The following is a 19666-nucleotide window of genomic DNA, read 5'->3' on the forward strand; positions in this document are numbered from 1 at the left end:
CGTGCGCGTCCTGCCGGTGGCGGCGCTGGTGGTCCTCGCCGTGACGCTGACGGCGTGTTCCGGGCCGGGTCCTGCACCCGATGCCTCCCTGAGCGCCGTGACCCCGGGGGACCTCCCCGCCCCGCCCCAGCGCGAACCCGGTCCCGCCGCGAGCGGCCCGGAAGCGGCGCCCAGCGCGACGGCGGTGCCCACTGCACCCACTGCTTCCCCCGCCCCTGCCGCGAGCGCCACCCCCTCCCCTGCCGCGGATGCACACAGGGACCCGGGCGCCATCGACGTCGTCGTGAACAAACGCCGGCCCCTGACGCCCCTGGACTACGCGCCCGCCGATCTGCGCCGGCCCGGCGTCGCCACGCCCACGGACTTCGACCTCCTCCGCCCCGACGTCGCCGACGCCGTGGAGGACATGTTCGCGGCGGCCGCGGCGGACGACGTGGACCTGACCATGGTCAGCGGATACCGTTCCTTCGCGGACCAGGAATCGACCTACGCGTACTGGGTGGGCCAGTACGGCGGCCCGGCCGGTGCGGACACGGTGTCGGCCCGTCCGGGCTACTCGGAACACCAGACCGGCCTCGCCTTCGACATCGCCCAGGCCGACGGCGCCTGCACCCTCGTGCTCTGCTTCAAGGACACGCCGGCCGGGCAGTGGGCGGCGAAGAACGCGGCCGAGTTCGGGTTCGTCCTCAGGTACCCGCTGGGGTTGCACGAGATCACGGGCTTCTCGGCGGAATCCTGGCACTTCCGCTACGTCGGCAAGGACGTCTCCCTGGCCATGAAGGCGGCCGGGACGAAGACCCTCGAGGAGCACTTCGGCCTCCCGCCGGCGCCGTCCTACTGAAGCGCTCCCGTCGTCCTGAGCGGCTCGAGCTGTCAGCGGCTCCCGGGGAGCGGGACGCCCGTCTCCTTGGCCAGGGCGTCGAGCAGCCGGTCCTGGAACGCGGTGTCCTGGACGGCATCGTGGGGCTGCCGCCGCTGCCGGTGGAACCAGTACGCGCCGGTGCTGAGCGCGTCGGGGTCCTCGCTCGTCGCGAGCCACACCTGGGTCCGGTGGCCCTGGTCGAGATCGTCCGGCGCACCGGGCCCGCCCATCCTCGTCGGCACCCAGCCGGGATCCACCGCATAGCTCAGGACGTCGGGGCGCAGGCGGGCCAGTGCCGCGGAGAAGGTGGTGAGGAAGAGCTTGCTGTCCCCGTAGCGTCCCGGCGTGCGGCCCCGCCAGTCCACGCCGTGCAGGGACGGACGCCCGCTGTAGTGCGAGCCGCTGCTCAGGTACACATGGCGTCGCGGGCCCTCGAGCAGGGCGGTCAGGAGGTAGGGGGCGATCACATTGACGGGCATGACCGCCGGTCCGCTCCAGACTCCCGCGTTGTGGATGACGGCGTCGGGCGGCTCGCCCTCGTTCAACTCGGCGGCGATCCGGAGGACCGCCCTGCGGTCCCCGAAGTCCCCCACCACGAGCCCTGCGCCCTGTCCGGTGAGCGGGGCCAGGGCGCCGGCGCGGTCCTCGTTACGGGCGTGCACGACGACGTCGTGCCCCTCCCCCAGGAGCGCCTCGGCCGCGGCCCGTCCGAGCCCTTCGACCGACCCTGTGACCAGCACCCTCATCGTGGTACCTCCACCCGGACCTGCCTCGTACCGTTCATGAAGCGCTCCCATGACCTCGGCATGCCGGCCGCTCCGCCGGCACGATGACGTCCAGCGTGCCGCTCCCGGCGCCGGACCGCAAGGGGCCTCGAACTCCCGGGAGCCTGCGCCATCCGGGGCTCGCTCCCGGTCGCGGCGAGGATGACAATGGGCAGATGAGAGCGTCCGCGGCCGACGGCAACCCTGTACTGCTGCATTACCCGCTGCAGGGACGGTTCCGCGCACGCAACAGTCCTGCGCGTCGGGTCCCGAGCCACGGCACCGACCTCATGGGCACCACGTATGCGATCGACCTCGTCCCCGTGGGCGCCGGTGGCCGTCCGGCCCCGAGGACCTGGCGGAGCCTCTTCGCCACGGAACCGGCGGAAGGCTTCGTCGGATTCGGCGCGCCCGTGCTCGCCCCGGCCGCAGGGGTGGTCGTCGTCGCCCACGACGGCGAGGGGGACCACGCGGCGCGACGGTCGCAGCTGGCGCTCGTGCCGTACATGGCCGGGCAGGCTGAGCGCCTCCGGCACGGACCGGGGGCTGTCGCCGGCAACCACGTGGTCATCGATCTGGGCGACGGAGGGCCCTTCGTGCTGGTCGCCCACCTGCGCAGGGGATCGCTCTGCGTCGAGGCGGGCAGCCGCGTCCGGGCCGGCCGGCAGATCGGCGAGTGCGGGAACTCGGGGAACAGCACCCAGCCGCACGTCCACGTCCAGGTCACGGACAGCACCGACTGGGCGACCGCCCGGGGACTGCCGATCGCGTTCAGGACCCTCGGGGGCACGGAACTCCCGGCCGAGTCGCAGCTCGTCGTCGTCCCGAGGACGGGGGCCGGTGCTTCCGGGTAGGCCGCGCCGGCGAAAGGGCCGGCAACCCTTGGATCAGGCGACCGCTTCCAGGGAGAGTCGCTTCTCCACTGTCGCGGCGAGCCCTTCCGCGATGCTCTGGGCGGTCGCGACATCGGCGGCTTCCACCATGACGCGCACCACCGGCTCGGTGCCCGAGGGGCGTAGCAGCACCCGTCCGGTCTCGCCGAGGACTGCCTCGGCCTCACGGACGGCGTCCTGAACGCCCTCGTCCGTGTTCGCGGCGGTGCGGTCCACGCCCTTGACGTTGATGAGCACCTGCGGGAGCTTCGTCATGACGGCGGCGAGCTCCTTGAGGCTCTGGCCGGTCCCCGCCATGCGCGAGGCCAGCTGGAGTCCGGTGAGGACGCCGTCGCCCGTGGTGGCGTACTCGGCGAAGATGACGTGGCCGGACTGCTCGCCGCCCAGGCTGTACCCGCCGTCGCGCATCGCCTCGAGGACGTAGCGGTCCCCGACCCCGGTCTCCCTGATGGTGATGCCCGATGCGCGCAGGGCGATCTTCAGGCCCAGGTTGCTCATCACGGTCGCCACGAGGGTGTCGTCCTTGAGCTTGCCGGCGTCCTTCATCGCGAGGGCCATCACGGCCATGATCTGGTCGCCGTCCACGACGGTCCCCTCGTGGTCGACGGCCAGGCAGCGGTCGGCGTCGCCGTCGTGCGCGATGCCGAGGTGGGCGCCGTGCTCGAGGACGGCGGCCTGCAACTTCTCGAGGTGCGTGGAGCCGTAGCCGTCGTTGATATTCACGCCGTCGGGATCCGCGCCTATGACGACGATGTCCGCGCCGGCGTCCCGGAAGACCTCGGGCGAGCAGCCGCTCGCTGCCCCATGGGCGCAGTCGAGCACCACCTTGAGTCCTTCGAGGCGGTGCGGGAGGGTCTTGAGGAGGTGGACCACGTAGCGGTCCTCGGCGTCGGCGAAGCGCTGGATGCGCCCGACGTCGCCCGCGACGGGGCGGAGGCGAGGCCGCGCCATCTCTTCCTCGATGGCGTCCTCGAGGGCGTCGCTGAGCTTGTTGCCGCCGCGGGCGAGGAACTTGATGCCGTTGTCGGGGGCTGCGTTGTGGGAGGCGGAGATCATGACGCCGAAGTCGGCACCGAGGTCAGCCACGAGGAACGCCGCTGCCGGCGTCGGCAGGACCCCGGCGTCGTAGACGTCGACGCCGGAGCTGGCGAGCCCGGCCTCGACGGCGGCTGCGATGAACTCGCCGCTGATGCGGGGGTCACGGGCGATGACCGCGGTGGGCCGACGACCGTCCGACGCGTTGTGGCCGAGGACCACGGCGGCCGCCTGGGCCAGCTGAAGGGAGAGTTCAGCCGTGATCAGGCCGTTGGCCAGGCCGCGGACGCCGTCGGTTCCGAATAACTTGCTCATCGTGATCATCCTAGGGGCAGAGAATGGGACCGCTCGGGCGGGTCCCCCAACAGGTTAAAGCACGATGCCCGTCCGGATAGCCCGGACGGGCATCTGCGCGTGTCCCGGAAGGATCAGCGCTTGGAGTACTGGGGTGCCTTGCGTGCCTTCTTGAGACCGGCCTTCTTGCGCTCGATGACGCGGGCGTCACGAGTCAGGAAGCCTGCCTTCTTGAGGGCGGGGCGGTTGTTCTCGCGGTCGATCTCATTCAGCGTGCGAGCGACTCCGAGGCGGAGTGCGCCGGCCTGGCCGGAGGGTCCACCGCCGTGGATGCGGGCGATGACGTCGTAGGCACCGTCGAGCTCGAGGAGCTTGAACGGGTCATTGACTTCCTGCTGGTGCAGCTTGTTCGGGAAGTAGTCGGCGAGCTCGCGCCCGTTGACGATCCACTTGCCGGTGCCGGGGACGAGGCGCACGCGGGCGACGGCTTCCTTGCGGCGTCCGACGGCTCCGCCGCCGACGGTCAGCGCGGGACGCTCCTTGACGGCGGTCTCGCCGCCTTCGGTGGACTCCGAGGTGTAGCTCGTGAGCTCCTCGGTCGGTTCGTTCAGCTCTTCAGTGTTCTCAGCCACGGTTCTCCTTGAAGTGATTTCTTAGTACTGGTGGCCAGGACTACTGGGCGACCTGAGTGATTTCGTATGTCTTGGGCTGCTGTGCGGCGTGAGGGTGCTCGGCGCCGCGGTAGACCTTCAGCTTGCCGATCTGCTGTGCAGCCAGCGAGTTCTTGGGGAGCATGCCACGGATGGCCTTCTCGACTGCGCGCTCCGGGTTCTTGTCCAGGAGTTCCACGTAGTTGGTGGACTTCAGGCCGCCCGGGTAGCCCGAGTGGCGGTAGGCCCGCTTCTGCTCGAGCTTGGAGCCGGTCAGGGCCACCTTTTCAGCGTTGATGATGATGACGAAATCGCCCATGTCCATGTGGGGAGCGAAGGTCGGCTTGTGCTTACCGCGGAGCAGGATTGCGGTCTGGCTGGCAAGACGGCCGAGGACGACGTCGGTTGCATCGATTACGTGCCACTGGCGGTTGATGTCGCCTGGCTTCGGGGTGTACGTACGCACGGTTATGGCCTTCGTTTCTATTTCGGTGTCGCCCGTGACTACGGAAGCGTCCGTACCCGCGGGCTCAGCTTATTCATGCGTTACCGGAACTTCAGGTGAGGGCTGAAATACGACCAGTCATCCCGTGAATCTCGGCTCCGCCCCCGGGCCAGGTGGTTCTGCAACTGAACCGCTCCGAAGGGCGCAGACGTATCGAGAAGGGACACGCACAACGACTCCCAAGGATAGCCTGCCGCTCTACCGTGGGTCAAAAGGGGCCCCGGCCGCGCTGGCTGCCAGCCACGGCGCCACCTGATGGCCAGGCATCGGCTCCGCCCAGAGGAAGCCCTGTGCAAGCCCGACGCCGAGGGTCTCGAGCTCCCGAAGGTGGTCCTCGGACTCGACGCCTTCGGCGACGACGTCGAGTCCGAGGGCGCCCGCCATCATCGTCACCGCAGCGACGATCGGACGTGCGTGGGCGTCACTGCCGTCCAGCCCCTCCACGAACGACCGGTCGATCTTGAGGGTGGTGACGGGCAGTCGGCTCAGGTAGCTCAGGGAGGAGTAGCCGGTGCCGAAGTCATCGACCGACAGCCCGATCCCCATGCTGCGGAGCCGCGTGAGTGTGGTCATGGACCGTTCGACGTCTTTCATCACGGCGGATTCGGTGATCTCCAGTTCGACCGCCGAGGGGTCGATCCCCGCGTTCTCCATGGCTTCCGCAACTGTCGCGACCAGACCGTGATCCTGCAGTTGGCGGGCGGAGAGGTTCACGGCGATTCGGAGCCCGGACGCCCCAGGCACCTGGGCGCGCCATGCCTGCGCCTGGGTGAGCGCGTTCTCGAGCACCCATCGGCCGAGTTCGACGATCAGCCCGGTCTCCTCGGCGACCGGGATGAACTCGGCCGGCGGGACGAGGCCGTACTTCGGGTGCCTCCAGCGCAGGAGGGCTTCGAAGCCGGTGGGCGTTCGGCCGTCGATGCGGAGGATCGGTTGGTAATGGAGCTCGAGTTCGCCCCGTTCGGCAGCACGCGGAAGGTAGGAGCCGATATCGAGGCGCGTCTCGGCCTGTCGGTGCATCGACTCGTCGAAGACGACGCCGTCGATCCGGCCCGCCTCTTTCGCGAAGTACATGGCCGCATCCGCCTGGTGCAGGAGCGACTCCGCGGTGGCGTTCGGTGAGGAGAGCGCGATGCCGATACTGACGCTGACGAAGAGTTCCTGGCCCAGGAGGTCGAAGGGGACCTGCACCTCGGCGCCGATGCGCCCGGCGAGATCGTGGGCTGCCGCGAGGGTGAGGTCGGCGCACACGATCACGAACTCGTCGCCGGCGAAGCGGGCCAAGGTGTCCGTGGGGCGCACTGCACTCCGCAGACGCGCGGCGAGCTGGATGAGGAGGCTGTCTCCGGCGGCGTGGCCCAGCCCGTCGTTGACCACCTTGAAGCGGTTCACGTCGAGGAAGAGCACGCCCACCTGCGTCCCGGCCCGCTCGCCGTCGTGGAGTTCCTCCTCGATGCGGTGCGCCAGGAGCGCGCGGTTCGCGAGTCCGGTCAGCGGGTCGTGGAACGCCAGCCGTTGGAGAGCCTCCTCGGCGAGCTTGCGCTCCGTGATGTCCACGGCGGTCTCGAGCAGGCGCACCAGTACCCCGTCACGGTGTTCAGCCGTGGCCCTCGTATGCACCCAGCGGACCTCGCCGCTGGGACGCAGGATCCGGTGGACGAGTTTCAGTGGGGGCCCTCCGGTTTCGAGGTCGTGCCAGGCCTGCCGCACCCGCTCGCGGTCCTCGGGGTGCAGCACCGAGTGCCAGAGCTCCTCGGTCGGCTCCTCGGTCACCGGCAGTCCGTGGATCCGGAAGTATTCGTCCGACCACCACCGCCGCCCCGTCACCATGTTGACCTCGACCGATCCCACATGGGCGATCTCCTGCGCGAAAGTGAGCCGGTCCCTCTCATGCTCCGCGGCGGCGCGCTGCTGCTGGGATTCGGTGATGTTGCGCGTGATCGCGGACGTCCCTGCGACCCGACCTGAGCTGTCGAGGACCGGAGACAGCGTCACGGACACCTCGATGTGGGATCCGTCCCGGCGTCGCGCCAGAGCCTGCGCGGCGGAGACGCCCCTCCCCTCCGCGAGCGCCTCGAGGAACTCTTTCCTGATCCCGGGAGCGTCCTTCGGAGCCAGGATCTCCACGCTGCGGCCGACGGCCTGCCCGGCGCTGTGGCCGTACATCGTCTCGGCTCCGATATTCCAACTGGTGATAATGCGATCGGTATCGACCCCAATGATGGCGTCCCCCGACGCATCCACCAGGCAGGCGAGCCGCCGCAGGGATACGAGGTCCGCGGGCTCCGTAGTCCGGAGCCGAGAGAGGACGACGACGCCCCCGTGCCGCCGGATATGGGTCAGGACGTCGGCGTCCCGGTGCTGCACCCGGCATTGCTCCACCTCACCGTCGATGACCTGCCGGAGTCCGTTCAGGAGCCGCGCCGCGTCTCCCGGTACCGGGGCACTCGCCGCAGCGCTCCTCCACAGTTCGAGGCACGAGTCGCCGACGCCGACGTGCTCCGCCGGCTGATCGATCCAGTGGTTGTTGACGGCGAGGACCACGCCCTCGCCGTCCAGCACCGCAACGGGCAGCGGCAGGGCGTCGAGGATCTCCCAGGAGCGGCTGTCCGGGTGCCCCTCCGGCATCGCGCGCGCGACGGGCAGCGCGGACGGCGCGGAGCCGGACCGGCCGGGGAGAGAGGGCATGCCGACAGTGTAGGACGGGCGCTTCGAGTAGTAGTGGTACACGCCGGATTCCCGCGGAGCGGCGGGTGCCGAGGCAGGGCAAGCGCAGGTTCTCCGCAGGTCGCCCGCAGAGCCGGATACGGATTTGCGAATGTTCGGGCAGCATCAGGGCAAACCCGGTTTCTCACGCGTCCGCGTTGCTAGCTTTCTGGCAGCGCTGGCGCTGGGTCAGCCGCCGTCCCCCTCAGGAGTTACCTCATGATCAACTATCTCGCAGCGAGCCTGCACACCCTCGGATTCACCGTCCAGTCCCGCCTCCGCCGTGAAGAGACCGGAGCCACTGCCGTCGAGTACGGCATCATGGTCGCGCTCATCGCCGTCGTCCTCGTTGGAGGCGTCACCCTTTTCGGCGGCGCCCTCGATACGTTCTTTAGAGGCCTGTTTGCCCAGCTGACGATTTAAATCCCTCGTCTACCGAGCCGACTTCAAAGCCGGGTGGCAACCACAAGGTTGCCACCCGGCGCTAATGAGGAGACCCCCATGCAGTCGAGACGGAGTGACCGCGGTGCCGTCGCCGTCGAACTCGCACTGGTTCTCCCGGTCCTGATCCTGCTGCTGTTTGGGATCATCGAGGTGAGCCGGGCCTACAACGCCCAGGTGACACTCACCAGCGCCGCCCGTGAAGGTGTGCGCGTTGTTGCAATCGCAAAGAATGACGCAGCGGCGACCAACAGAGCTGTCCTCGCGGCCAACGCTTCCATCCCTCAGGTGAACGCATCAACAGTATCAATCACCCGCTCCCCGGCCGGGGCGGTGAACACCTGCCCCGTGGGCAGCACCGTGACCGTGACCATCACCTACACGATGACCACCCTCACCGGGATCGCGGCCCCGTTCACTCTTCGCGGTAAAGGAGTCATGCTGTGCGGCGGATGAAGCAAGATATCGCGCGCCAAAGACGAGACGAACGAGGGGCCATCAGCGTCATTGTGGCCCTCACCATGGTGGTCCTCCTTGGCTTCGCAGCTGTGGCCATCGATGTTGGCATGGTTTACGCCGAGAGAGCGCAACTGCAGAACGGAGCCGACGCCGCTTCTATCGCAACGGCCCAAGAATGTGCACTGATGGCGACGGACGTCGACTGCACCGGGATTCCCGTAATCGCGCGGAGTCTCGTGAACAGCAACGCCCTCGACGACAGAAGCAACATCAAGGATTTCGTGATTAACAGATCCACCCGGAAAGTCACCGTGATCACCGGAGCCCTCAAGAATGGGCAGGCACCCAACCACGTTTCTCTAATCTTCGCGAAAACATTCGGGATTACATCGACAGAGGTGAACGCGTCCTCCACCGCCGAATGGGGCAGCCCCGTCTCGGGGCCGGCCCCCTTCCCCATCACTTTCTCGGAGTGCGAACTCAAGGACGGGCCAGGCTGGCAGGTTGTCGAATACCGTAAGAAATCCGACGGCACGCCGGCCTGCGCCGGTGGCCCACCCGGCGGCTTCGGAAGCCTGGACCACGTCTCGGGCAAGTGCGAAGCCATCATCGACATCAGCAAGGCTGCGTCGGGAAGCAACACCGGCAATAACGGCGCTCCCTTGTACTGCACATCCCTGCTCACCGAATGGCGCACCAAGATCGAAGCGGGAACACCTCCGATCGGCCTGTTCCCCATTTACGACAAGGTCACTGACAGCGGCTCGAACGGTGTGTACCACCTCATCGGCTTCGCCGCGTTCGAAGTGCACGGCTGGAAGTTGAAGCAGGAGGGCAGCTCCGGGTTCCCGGACTCGTTCCGTGACAACTACTACCCCGGCTACAAGTGCAGTTCCGTGAAGTGCGTCGGCATCATCGGCCGGTTCGTGAAGATGGTGTCCCTCGATGACGCCTACACGCTGGGCGCCTTCAACCCGACGATGGGCACCGCCGTCGTCCGCCTCACCCTCGAGAAAGCAACGCCATGAAATCCCGTCTCCTCGCCGGCGTCGCAGCCGTTGTCCTCGGGCTCCTCGGAGCGATGATGCTCTTCGGGTACGCGCAGGGAGCAGAGGCCCGAGCGGTTCAAAGCCTCGACCCCGTGGAGGTCCTGGTGGTGACAACGGAGATCCCCGCAGGAACACCGGCCGAGGACCTGCTCCCCTTCCTCACTACGGAGACTCTTCCAGCCACTGCCGTGAATCCCTTAGCGCTGGAAGACCTCGATGCGGCAGGTGGGAAGATCACGTCGGACGATCTCCTGCCCGGCGAACAATTGCTGGCGGAACGCCTCGTGAATCCGCAGGACGCAGAGCTGACGGATCGTCCCAATGTGCCGGAGGGTCTTCAAGAGGTTTCCTTCGCACTCGATCCCGGGCGCGCGGTCGGCGGCAACGTCACGCCGGGAGATACGGTCGGCGTCTTCATCTCCACGGAGGTGGACCCCGCGCCGGAAGGACTCGAGCCGCGGATGACCCAGCTGGTGCTGCACAAGGTCCTGGTCACGTCGGTCCAGCGAGCCCCCACCGAGGCTGCTCCCGATGCTGACGCAACGCCCGAGGAACAGGCCCGAGCAGAAGCGGAAGCCCTGCCGAGTGGCTCACTCATGCTGACCGTGGCCGTCACCGAGGAGCAGGCGACGAAGGTGGTCTTCGGGAACGAGTTCGGGACCATCTGGCTCAGCAGGGAACCCGCCACGGCCACCGAAAGCCCCGACCCCATCACCATCCACGACAAGGTCCTGTACCGATGAGCAGATTCGTCCTGATCACCCCCAGTTCGGACTTCGAACAGAAACTCCGCCAGGCCGTCGCCGGCGGACTCCAGGGACACGTGAAGAGCCTGCCCGCGAGCGTCCTGACCGGGGACCCGGCGTCCGTCCTCGACCAGCTGGGGCTGGAACGGCCGGAGGTCCTGGTCTTCGGACCGGGCATCGCCATCGAGGACGCGCTGCGCCTCGCCCTGGTGGTGGACGTGACCTTCCCGGAGATCAGCGTGGTGCTCGTCCACGACGACCACCCGGACATCGCCCTGCAGGCCATGCGCGCCGGCGTCCGCGACATCCTCTCCCCGCTCGCGGACATCGCGAGCATCCGCGCCCAGCTCGAGCGCGCCTGCCAGGCCTTCGCGACACGCCAACGCACCGGTAGGCAGGCGCCCCGCGAGCAGCAGAACGGCCTCGTCATCGGCGTCTTCTCCCCGAAGGGCGGCGTCGGCAAGACGACGGTCGCCACCAACCTCGCCGTCGGCCTGGGCAGGCTCGCCCCGATGGGCGTGGTCATCGTGGACCTCGACCTCCAGTTCGGCGACGTCGGCACCGGCCTCTACCTGACCCCCGAGTACTCGGTACTCGACGCCGTCTCGGGCGCTGCCACCCAGGACTCGATGGTCCTCAAGGCCTTCCTGACCCCGCACCCCTCCGGCATCTATGCCCTCTGCGGTCCCCGGAACCCCGCCGACGCCGACCGCGTCACCTCGGCCCAGGTGACCCGCCTCATCCAGCAGCTCGCGCTGGAGTTCCAGTACGTCGTCGTCGATACCGGTCCCGGCCTCACCGAGCCCAGCCTCGCCGCCCTCGAGCAGTGCACCGACGCCGTCTGGGTGACCGGCATGGACGTGCCGAGCGTCCGCGGGCTGCGCACGGGCCTCGACGTACTCCAGCAGCTCAACCTCATGCCCGAGACCCGCCACGTGGTCCTGAACTTCGCCGACTCGAGGACGGGGCTCTCGGTCGCGGACATCGAGGCGACCCTCAATGTGCCCGTGGACGTGTCCGTCCCCCGCTCGCGGGCCATCACCCTCGCCACGAACCGGGGCGTCCCCCTCCTGCAGGACAGGGTCCGCGATCCGGCGACGAAGAGCCTCACCGAGCTCGTGCAGCGGTTCGACCACGAGTGGCGCGCCAAATCGCAGCGGAAGCTGCACCGCCGCGTGGTGGTCCGATGACACTGTCGGCGCGTATCCAGGCGGCGGGCCTCTCCCCCGCGCCCGTCGCCGTCGAGCCCGTGACCCCCGATGCCGGGCCGAACCCGCCACGCCCCGCGACCCTCGCGCCGGCGATCGTCCACAACGCACCGGAGAAGCCCGGCACTGCGAAGGTGGACGTCTTCGCCGGCCTCAAGCAGCGTGCGGCCGAGGCTTTGTTCGAGCGCATGGGCACCCGCGCGAGCGACACCTCCATCAGCGAGGAGGACCTGAAGGTCGTCGCGCGGGAGGAGCTGAGCCAGATCATCGACGCCGAGCAGGTGCCGCTCAGCCCCGACGAACGGCGCCGCCTGATCCAGGACGTGGCTGACGACGTCCTCGGGTTCGGCCCGCTCCAGCGGCTCCTCGACGACGCCTCGGTCACGGAGATCATGGTCAACCGGATGGACCAGATCTACGTGGAGCAGGAGGGCAAGCTGACGCTCAGCGATTCCCGGTTCAGCTCCGAGGAGCACCTGCGGCGCGTCATCGAGCGCATCGTCTCGAAGGTGGGGCGCCGCATCGACGAGTCCTCCCCCTTCGTCGACGCCCGCCTCGAGGACGGCTCCCGCGTCAACGCCGTGATCCCCCCGCTCGCCGTCAACGGTTCGTCGCTGACCATCCGCAAGTTCAGCAAGATACCCCTGACGGTCCAGAACCTCATCGACTTCGGGACGCTCACGCCGGAGATGGCCGAACTGCTCGACGCGTGCGTGAAGGCGAAGCTCAACATCATCGTCTCGGGCGGCACGGGTACCGGGAAGACCACCCTGCTCAACGTGCTGTCCTCGTTCCTCCCCGAAGGCGACCGCATCGTCACCATCGAGGACGCCGTCGAACTCCAGATCCAGCAGCAGCACGTGGTGCGCCTCGAGAGCCGCCCGCCGAACACCGAGGGCAAGGGCGCCGTGACCATCCGCGACCTCGTTCGCAACTCCCTTCGCATGCGGCCCGACCGTATCGTGATCGGCGAGGTGCGCGGCGGGGAGTCCCTCGACATGCTGCAGGCCATGAACACCGGTCACGACGGCTCGCTGTCCACGGTCCACGCCAACTCGCCGAGGGACGCGGTGGCCCGTCTCGAGACGCTGGTCCTCATGGCCGGGATGGACCTGCCGCTGCGGGCCATCCGCGAGCAGCTGGCGTCCGCCGTCAACCTCGTGGTGCAGATCTCGCGCCTCCGCGACGGCAGCCGGCGCATCACGCACGTCACCGAGGTGCAGGGCATGGAGGGCGACGTCGTCACGCTGCAGGACGCCTTCGTGTTCGACTACTCGGCCGGAATGGACCACAAGGGCCGCTTCCTGGGACGGCCCGTCCCCACCGGCATCCGCCCGCGCTTCATGGAGCGCTTCGAGGACATGGGGATCACGGTCTCGCCCGCCGTCTTCGGGTCCGTTCCGGTCCGCGGGCGGTAGGCGCATGCCCCTCCTTCTCGCCGGGGGCGCCGTCCTGGTGGTCAGTGCGATCGTCCTCCTGCTGATCGCGTTCCAGCCTGCCCAGTCGCCCGTCCCGCCGGACCGGCGCCGCCCGCCCGTCCAGCAGCAGAACTCGCAGCTCTCGCGCTTCGCGGGCGCCGTGGGGCGCGCCATGGATGGGTACCTGCGCCGGCACCCGATGCGCTTCCTCGACCAGAACGCCCTCGAGACGGCGGGCATCCGGATCAGCCAGGCCGAGGTCTACCTGCTCGTGGGCCTCGGCGGCATCACCGGACTCCTGCTGGGCTGGGTGCTGCTCGCCCCCGTCGTCGGCGTCCTCCTGTTCCTGCTCTCCCCCGCCGTCGCGCACCTTCTCGTGTCCTTCAGGACCGGACGACGACGCCGCCGGTTCGACACGCAGCTCGGTGACACCCTGCAGCTGCTCACCGGGGGCCTGCGGGCCGGGCACAGCATCCTGCGCGCCATCGATGCCGCGGCCACGGAGGCGGACAGCCCGACGTCGGAGGAGATGCGCCGGATCGTCGCCGAGACGAGCCTCGGCAAGGATCTCCTCGCCGCGCTCATCGACACCTCGCGCCGCATGGAGAACGAGGACTTCGCGTGGATCGCGCAGGCCATCCAGATCAACCGCGAGGTGGGCGGGGACCTCGCGGAAGTGCTCGATCAGGTGGGACACACCATCCGCGAGCGCACCGAGATCAAGGGACACATCCGGGCCCTCGCGGCGGAGGGCAAGTTCTCCGCGTACATCCTTGCGGCTCTGCCCTTCGGGATCGCGCTGATCCTCACCGTGGTCAGCCCCGGATACGTCGACCCCCTGTTCACCGAACCGCTGGGCTGGGTGATGCTCGGAGCCGCCGCGGTCATGATGGCGATCGGTGGGCTCTGGCTGCGCAAGATCATCGACCTGAGATTCTGAGGACACCGCCATGGACCCGACCCTGCTCGCCTCGCTCCTGCTCACCTCGGCACCCATCGGCTACTTCACGTGGTCCCTGCTCACCTCGGACGCACGGATGCGCCGGACCGTGCAGCACAACCTCTCCCAAGGGATGGCCGGGGCAGCCGCCGTGGCGGACCGGCCGAATCCCCTCCTCCGGCTGGGTCGACGCCTCACCCCGCAGGCGTACGTCCTGAAACTGGACCACCTGCTGGCCCTCGCGGGCCGGCCGGCCTCGATGCCGCTGGCCAAGGTCCTCACCGCCAAACCCCTGCTCGGCCTGGCCGGCGGGCTGGCCGGTCTGCTGCTCCTGCAGTCGAACCTCAGCAGGCTCTTCGTGCTGCTCGCGCTCTTCGTCACGCTCCTCGGCTACTTCGTGCCCGACCTCCTCCTCTACAGCAGGGGGCAGGAACGCCAGAAGGCCATGGCCCTGGAACTGGCCAACACCCTGGATCAGATGCTGATCTCCGTGGAGGCAGGCCTGGGCTTCGAGAGCGCCATGCAGCGCGCGGGCGAGACCGGGAAAGGGCCGCTGGCGGACGAGCTCGTCCGGACACTGCAGGACATGCAGGTGGGGCGCAGCCGGCGTGAGGCGTACCTCGCCATGGCGGACCGCAGCAGCATCCCGGAACTGCGCAGCTTCGTGAAGGCCATCGTGCAGGCGGACGCCTACGGCATCGCCCTGTCGGGCGTGCTGCGGACCCAGGCGAAGGTCATGCGCGTCAAGCGCCGTCAGCGTGCGGAGGAGAAGGCGATGAAGCTCCCTGTCGCGGTGCTCTTCCCGCTCCTGCTGTTCATCTTCCCGGTGCTGTTCATCGTGATCCTCGGGCCGGCGGCGCTCAACGTCATGGCCACGTTCGCCGGGCAGTGAGGACGACTGCCGCGAGACAGGAGCCATGTCCCGGCTCCCGGCTGACCGTCAGGGCGCGGTCGTAAGCTGTCCCCGTGCCTCCGAACGCCGACCCCGACCTGCCGCTCCTGGACCTCACGGTCCTCGGCGACCTCGAGCGTCAGCTGGGCGAGCCCGGCCCGGCCCGGGCCTTCGTCCGCGACTACATCGCCGCCTTCGGGGACCGCTACCTGCGGCTGGAACGCTCGATCACCGACCAGGATCCTGCCGCGGCCCTCGAGGCCGTGCTGAGCCTTCGCAGTTCATCGATCATGGTCGGTGCAGAGCGGTTGGCGGCCCTCGCCTCGGCACTCGGGACGGCCGTCTCCTCTGCCAGTCCGGGGAGCGCACGCCGCGCGCTCCCCGAGCTCGAACGCTGCGGCCTGGCCACGATCGGGAAACTCGAGACCCTCTACCTCGATCCCGTCTGAGCACCCCGTCTGAGCACCAGTCAGGCGCGCACGGGGGTCAGGCGGTAGCCGACGCCGCGCACCGTCTGCAGCCAGCGCGGGTTCTTCGGGTCCTCCTCGAGCTTGCGGCGGAGGTTGCCGATGTGCACCTCGATCGCCCGCTCGTCGGAGTCGCTGATGTACGTGTCCTCGCCGTAGTAGTCACCCCGGACCACCCGCACGAGATCGGCCTTCGTCCGCACCGCGCCGCTGCTCTTCAGCATCTCGTTGAGGAGATCGAACTCGCTGCGTGTCAGCGGGAGGTCACGTCCGTCGAGCACCACGGTGCGGGCCGAGGCGTTCAGGGCCAGCCCGTTGTGTTCGACCACCAGAGGCGCCCCGACCGCCGGTGGCGCTCCGCCCGTCGATGCGGGCGCGGCATCCGACGGCGCCGGCGCAGCGACTCCGGCGATGTCGGCGGCAGGGTCCGGGACCGTCCGCGGGCGCCGCAGCATCGCCGCGATCCGCGCGCGCAGCTCCCGCGGCCGGAACGGCTTCGTCAGGTAGTCGTCCGCGCCCGACTGCAGCGCGGTGAGGGTGTCCAGTTCGTCACCCCTCGAGGTCAGCATCACCACGTAGCAGGTACTGAAGGCACGGATGCGCCGCAGCACCTCGTACCCGTCGATGTCCGGCAGCCCGACGTCGACCGTCACCACCGTGGCGTCGTGCAGACGCACCAGCTCGACGCCGTCCTTCCCGTTCGGCGCGATCTTGACGTCGAAGCCCGACTGCCGCAGCACGGCCCCGACCAGATTCCGCACATCGGCATCGTCCTCGATGACGACTGCCACTCCTGGATCGCTCATTTGCGTCCCAACCCCCGTCCGACCCGCGATGACGCCCGGCCAATTCGTCGTGGCAACCATGCCAATTCGTCCTGGCAACTATTCTGCCGTTCTTCGGCAGGAAATGCGTCCGATGGACGTGCAAAACGCGGGGATGACGACATAATGAGGACAGTAGGTAGGTCTCAGCGTCGGAAAGTCATTCAGAATGTGGAGTTCTCCCATCCCCTGGATCGTGCATGGCTAGGGGCCCCAGCGTGTCCTGGTTGAGTGCGGCGGCGGAGAGAATGTCCATCGGCCGCGCGGGGATCCTCTGCCAGGTCCCCCTCACGCTGATCGTCGTCGTCCTCTCCGTCACGGCGCCGGTCCTCCGGCCCGGACTGATGTCCGACCCCACGTACGAGGTGGGCTTCTCGCTGATCCTGGTCCTGCTGGCCCTGTGCGTCGTCGTCCCGTGGGACGAACTGCCCCGCGCTACCGTGCTCGCGATCCCCCTCCTCGACTTCGTCGCGATCGCCCTGCTCCGCACCGGTGCGATGGACATCCAGCCGGCGCTCGGCGTCCTCGCCGCCTTCCCCGTCCTCTGGCTCATGCTCTCCCCGCTGCCCACCTGGGTGGCTCTACTCTGCACCGGGGCCGGTTCCCTCATCATCACCGCGTGGCCGCTCCTGGGCTCGTTCGAACCGTCACGGCTGACCTCCTACGCGGGCGCCCTGCTGCTGCCCGTCCTGATGCTCTGCATCGGCGTCGTCATCCACTTCCTGAGCGCCGACGCCCAGGCCCGCGAGGCCGAGATCGAGCGCAAGGACCGCGAGCTCAAGGACCTCCTGACCGCCGCCATCGACCGCGAGCGTGTGCTCACCGCAATCCTCAACACGGTCGACGTCGGCCTCACCGCCGTCGACGCCCACGGCACCACCACCCTGACGAACCGGCAGCAGGAGCTGTTCAACCGCCTCGCGGCCGACGACGGCGACCGTGACACCCACGTCTACGGCCAGGACCGCGTCACGCTGCTGCCTCCGGACCGGCGGCCCGTGCATCGGGCCCTCGCGGGTGAGACGTTCACGGACGAGCTGATCTGGGTCGGCGGCGGGGACGCGCAGCGCGCGCTCTCGACCGCGGCCCGGCCCATCAAGAACGCGGACGGCGGTATCACCGGCGCCCTGGTCGCCTGCAGCGACGTCACCGAACTGGTGGAGGCGGTGGCCGCCAAGGACACGTTCATCTCGAACATCTCCCACGAATTCCACGCCCCGCTGACCTCGGTGCTGGGCTACCTCGAGCTCGTGCTGGAGGACGACCACCCCCTGCCCGCCCACCTGGCGGGTTACGTCGACGTCGCGGGCCGCAATGCCGAACGCGTGCTGCACCTCGTCGCGGACCTGCTGTCCACCGCGGGCGACCGCGTCCGGGTGCACCCGCGCCCCGTGGACCTCGCCGCGGTGATCGAGATGAGCGTCCGCTCCAACCGACTGCGCGCGCAGAAGAACGGGGTGCGGCTCCGGGCCGACGTCCACACTCCGCTGTGGACGCTCATCGATCCGCTGCGGATCTCCCAGGTCCTCGACAACCTGCTGTCCAACGCCATCAAGTACTCCCCCATGGGCGGCCTGGTGATCGTCCGTGCGGAGGAGACCGAGTCGGAGATCAACCTCCACGTCGACGATCGCGGCATGGGCATGACCGAGCAGGAGGCCCGCCAGGTCTTCTCCCGCTTCTACCGGACGCCCGCTGCCCGTCGGGCGGACATCGACGGTGCGGGACTCGGACTGGCCATCACGAAGTCGATCGTCGAGAGCCACGGCGGCTCGATCCACTGCATCAGCTCTCCCGGCAAGGGAAGCCGTTTCACGGTGACGCTGCCGGTCAACGGGGACGTGAGCCGGTCGCTGCACGACAGCCTCGAGGATTCCGTCTAGGTGGCCGCTGCCCTGATCACCGGCGTGTGCACGGCCGCGCTGGCGTACGCCCTCTTCGCGCTTGCCGGCAGGGACCCGCGGACCGTCCTGCCCGGCCGGGCGCGGCTGCCGCTCGCCCTCCTCTCCGGTGTGCTCGCCGGTGCGGGCAGCGCCGTCACGGCCGACTGGTGGACCCTCCCGCTCGTGGGATGCCTCGCGGCGTTCGGGGTCCTCCTCGGCATCATCGACGCCCGCACGAAGCTGCTGCCGAACGCCGTCCTCGTGCGCTTCACCGCAGTGGCCGTCCCCCTGCTGCTCCTCGCGGCGGGAGCGAGCGGCCGCTGGGGTGGCCTGCTCGGTGCCGCGGCAGGAGCGGCAGCCCTGTTCGCGGTCTACTTCGTCCTGGCCCTCATCAACCCGGCCGGCATGGGGATGGGGGACGTGAAGCTCGCCGCCGTGCTCGGTCTGTTCGGGGGTTGGGCCGGCGCCTCCGCCTGGGTGGGCACACTCCTCGGCGGGTTCCTGCTCGGGGGCCTGGCCGGGATCGGGGTGCTGCTGTTCCGCCGCGGCTCGCGCGGCTCCACCTTCCCCTTCGGTCCCGGCATGCTGCTCGCCGCCTTCACGAGCTTCGTCCTGCTCGCCTAATCGGGCAGTGTGTCCTCGCCGGCGATCGCGGCGTCGGCCCCTGGCGCTGCCGGTCCGGTGAGGTGGCCGGCGTTCCGCCGCGCGCGGGTGAGCCCGGCCCGCTCCGCGAGCTCGTCACTGCCCGGGTAGGCGATCTCCTCCAGCACCAGCGGGTGCGGCGCGGCGAGGATGGACCGCGCGTCCTTGAGGCGGGCGGCCAGCCGTTCGGCCAGCCACACGGGCGGCATCTCGCCGGAACCGACGCGCAGTGTGGAGCCGATGAGCGCGCGCACCATGTTGTGGCAGAACGCGTCGGCCTGCACGGTCGCCGTGATGACGCCGTCGTGTCCGCGCACGAACTCGTAGCGCTGCAACTCACGGATGGTCGTGGCGCCCTCGCGCGGCTTGCAGAACGCGGCGAAGTCCTGCATCCCGAGCAGGTGCGCGGCCCCTTCGTTGAGCAGCGCGACGTCGAGGGACCCGGGATACCAGAGCGTGGTGTGGCGGCGCAGCGGGTCCTGCCCGGTGGCCGCGTCCGCGATGGCGTAGCTGTAGCGGCGCCAGAGCGCCGAGAACCGGGCGTCGAATCCAGCGGGCGCGGGTCTGGCGGACCGGACGACGACGGCGGGCACCGAATTCCGCACCGAGCGCCCGCGCCCGGTGATCCCCTCCGTCAGTACGCGGTTGACCGTGCCGGTCAGGCGCCGGAGGAAGGCCTCGGACGGGTCCATGACCCGGCCGCGCGCCATCGACTCCCATTCGGTCTGCGTCAGGTCCACATGGGCCACCTGGCCACGGGCATGGACACCGGCGTCGGTCCGCCCGCCCACCGTGAGGCGCGCCTGGCGGCGCAGGAGCGTGAAGAGGGCGTCCTCGAGCACTCCCTGGACGGTCGTGAGTCCGGGCTGGAGGGCCCAGCCGGAGAACAGGGCGCCGTCGTAGGCGAGATCGAGCCGGACGCGGAAGAGCCCGCCGTCCCTCGAGGGGGCGGCGGGCTCTTCCGGTGTCATGGCGTGTCGGGCGGGAA

20 protein-coding genes are annotated in these 19666 nt (G+C 69.2%); 13 read left to right on the forward strand and 7 right to left on the reverse strand.

Annotated elements, in window-relative coordinates; genetic code table 11:
* Position 1 precedes the first annotated feature (1 nt).
* The gene (locus C4K88_RS09020) at positions 2–841 is read left to right on the forward strand and encodes a M15 family metallopeptidase (RefSeq protein ID WP_104121333.1); all 840 of its coding nucleotides are present in this window, start codon (positions 2–4) and stop codon (positions 839–841) included.
* Between the two features lie 32 nt (positions 842–873).
* Here C4K88_RS09020 and C4K88_RS09025 read toward each other — a convergent pair whose 3' ends face one another.
* Positions 874–1608 carry an SDR family NAD(P)-dependent oxidoreductase gene (locus C4K88_RS09025; protein ID WP_104121334.1) on the reverse strand — a complete coding sequence of 245 codons (735 nt, stop codon included), beginning with the start codon at positions 1606–1608 and terminating at the stop codon, positions 874–876.
* A 194-nt stretch (positions 1609–1802) separates the two neighbouring features.
* Here C4K88_RS09025 and C4K88_RS09030 point away from each other — a divergent pair, with 194 nt between their 5' ends.
* On the forward strand, positions 1803–2480 hold the full coding sequence (locus tag C4K88_RS09030) for a M23 family metallopeptidase (RefSeq protein ID WP_104121335.1): 678 nt from the start codon (positions 1803–1805) through the stop codon (positions 2478–2480).
* 33 nt (positions 2481–2513) lie between these two features.
* On the opposite strand, the gene glmM is transcribed toward C4K88_RS09030, so the two are convergent.
* The 4 genes from glmM to C4K88_RS09050 all read right to left on the reverse strand — a co-directional run bounded on the left by glmM (position 2514) and on the right by C4K88_RS09050 (position 7691).
* Positions 2514–3869, reverse strand: coding sequence for a phosphoglucosamine mutase (gene glmM, locus C4K88_RS09035; RefSeq protein ID WP_104121336.1), 1356 nt, complete (start codon positions 3867–3869; stop codon positions 2514–2516).
* A 113-nt stretch (positions 3870–3982) separates the two neighbouring features.
* Positions 3983–4480, reverse strand: coding sequence for a 30S ribosomal protein S9 (gene rpsI / locus C4K88_RS09040; protein WP_043440692.1), 498 nt, complete (start codon positions 4478–4480; stop codon positions 3983–3985).
* A gap of 40 nt (positions 4481–4520) precedes the next feature.
* On the reverse strand, positions 4521–4964 hold the full coding sequence (gene rplM, locus C4K88_RS09045) for a 50S ribosomal protein L13 (RefSeq protein ID WP_104121337.1): 444 nt from the start codon (positions 4962–4964) through the stop codon (positions 4521–4523).
* Positions 4965–5201: 237 nt separating this feature from the next.
* Entirely contained in the window at positions 5202–7691 is a 2490-nt protein-coding gene (locus C4K88_RS09050; RefSeq protein WP_146065660.1) for a putative bifunctional diguanylate cyclase/phosphodiesterase, read from the reverse strand.
* Between the two features lie 237 nt (positions 7692–7928).
* On the opposite strand from C4K88_RS09050, the gene C4K88_RS09055 reads away from it, so the two are divergent.
* The 9 genes from C4K88_RS09055 to C4K88_RS09095 all read left to right on the forward strand — a co-directional run bounded on the left by C4K88_RS09055 (position 7929) and on the right by C4K88_RS09095 (position 15311).
* Complete coding sequence (locus tag C4K88_RS09055) at positions 7929–8132, forward strand: Flp family type IVb pilin (protein ID WP_104121339.1); 204 nt, start codon at positions 7929–7931, stop codon at positions 8130–8132.
* A gap of 78 nt (positions 8133–8210) precedes the next feature.
* Positions 8211–8606, forward strand: a complete 396-nt coding sequence (locus tag C4K88_RS09060) for a TadE/TadG family type IV pilus assembly protein (protein ID WP_104121340.1) — start codon at positions 8211–8213, stop codon at positions 8604–8606.
* Positions 8603–9637 (forward strand): pilus assembly protein TadG-related protein, encoded by a 1035-nt coding sequence (locus C4K88_RS09065; RefSeq protein ID WP_104121724.1) that lies wholly within the window; start codon positions 8603–8605, stop codon positions 9635–9637. The genes C4K88_RS09060 and C4K88_RS09065 overlap by 4 nt, the downstream gene beginning before the upstream one ends.
* A complete protein-coding gene (cpaB, locus tag C4K88_RS09070) occupies positions 9634–10401 on the forward strand; it encodes a Flp pilus assembly protein CpaB (protein WP_104121341.1) in 768 nt (255 codons plus the stop codon). Before C4K88_RS09065 ends, cpaB begins: the two co-directional genes overlap by 4 nt.
* A complete protein-coding gene (locus C4K88_RS09075; RefSeq protein ID WP_104121342.1) occupies positions 10398–11594 on the forward strand; it encodes a CpaE/TadZ family protein in 1197 nt (398 codons plus the stop codon). The genes cpaB and C4K88_RS09075 overlap by 4 nt, the downstream gene beginning before the upstream one ends.
* Positions 11591–13030, forward strand: coding sequence for a TadA family conjugal transfer-associated ATPase (locus C4K88_RS09080; protein WP_104121343.1), 1440 nt, complete (start codon positions 11591–11593; stop codon positions 13028–13030). Before C4K88_RS09075 ends, C4K88_RS09080 begins: the two co-directional genes overlap by 4 nt.
* Positions 13031–13034: 4 nt before the next feature.
* Complete coding sequence (locus C4K88_RS09085) at positions 13035–13970, forward strand: type II secretion system F family protein (protein WP_104121344.1); 936 nt, start codon at positions 13035–13037, stop codon at positions 13968–13970.
* 10 nt (positions 13971–13980) lie between these two features.
* Positions 13981–14862, forward strand: coding sequence for a type II secretion system F family protein (locus tag C4K88_RS09090; protein ID WP_104121345.1), 882 nt, complete (start codon positions 13981–13983; stop codon positions 14860–14862).
* Between the two features lie 74 nt (positions 14863–14936).
* Entirely contained in the window at positions 14937–15311 is a 375-nt protein-coding gene (locus tag C4K88_RS09095; protein ID WP_104121346.1) for a hypothetical protein, read from the forward strand.
* Positions 15312–15331: 20 nt separating this feature from the next.
* Here the strand turns inward: C4K88_RS09095 and C4K88_RS09100 are convergent, their stop codons facing one another.
* On the reverse strand, positions 15332–16135 hold the full coding sequence (locus C4K88_RS09100) for a response regulator transcription factor (protein WP_104121347.1): 804 nt from the start codon (positions 16133–16135) through the stop codon (positions 15332–15334).
* A gap of 218 nt (positions 16136–16353) precedes the next feature.
* On the opposite strand from C4K88_RS09100, the gene C4K88_RS09105 reads away from it, so the two are divergent.
* Both C4K88_RS09105 and C4K88_RS09110 read left to right on the forward strand, forming a co-directional pair.
* The gene (locus tag C4K88_RS09105; RefSeq protein ID WP_104121348.1) at positions 16354–18036 is read left to right on the forward strand and encodes a sensor histidine kinase; all 1683 of its coding nucleotides are present in this window, start codon (positions 16354–16356) and stop codon (positions 18034–18036) included.
* On the forward strand, positions 18037–18660 hold the full coding sequence (locus C4K88_RS09110) for a prepilin peptidase (RefSeq protein WP_104121349.1): 624 nt from the start codon (positions 18037–18039) through the stop codon (positions 18658–18660).
* On the opposite strand, the gene C4K88_RS09115 is transcribed toward C4K88_RS09110, so the two are convergent.
* Complete coding sequence (locus C4K88_RS09115) at positions 18657–19649, reverse strand: tRNA pseudouridine synthase A (protein WP_104121350.1); 993 nt, start codon at positions 19647–19649, stop codon at positions 18657–18659. The two genes, C4K88_RS09110 and C4K88_RS09115, sit on opposite strands and share 4 nt — an antisense overlap.
* Positions 19650–19666: the final 17 nt, after the last annotated feature.

Source organism: Arthrobacter pityocampae, assembly GCF_002927275.1.
Classification (GTDB): Bacteria; Actinomycetota; Actinomycetes; order Actinomycetales; family Micrococcaceae; genus Arthrobacter_D; species Arthrobacter_D pityocampae.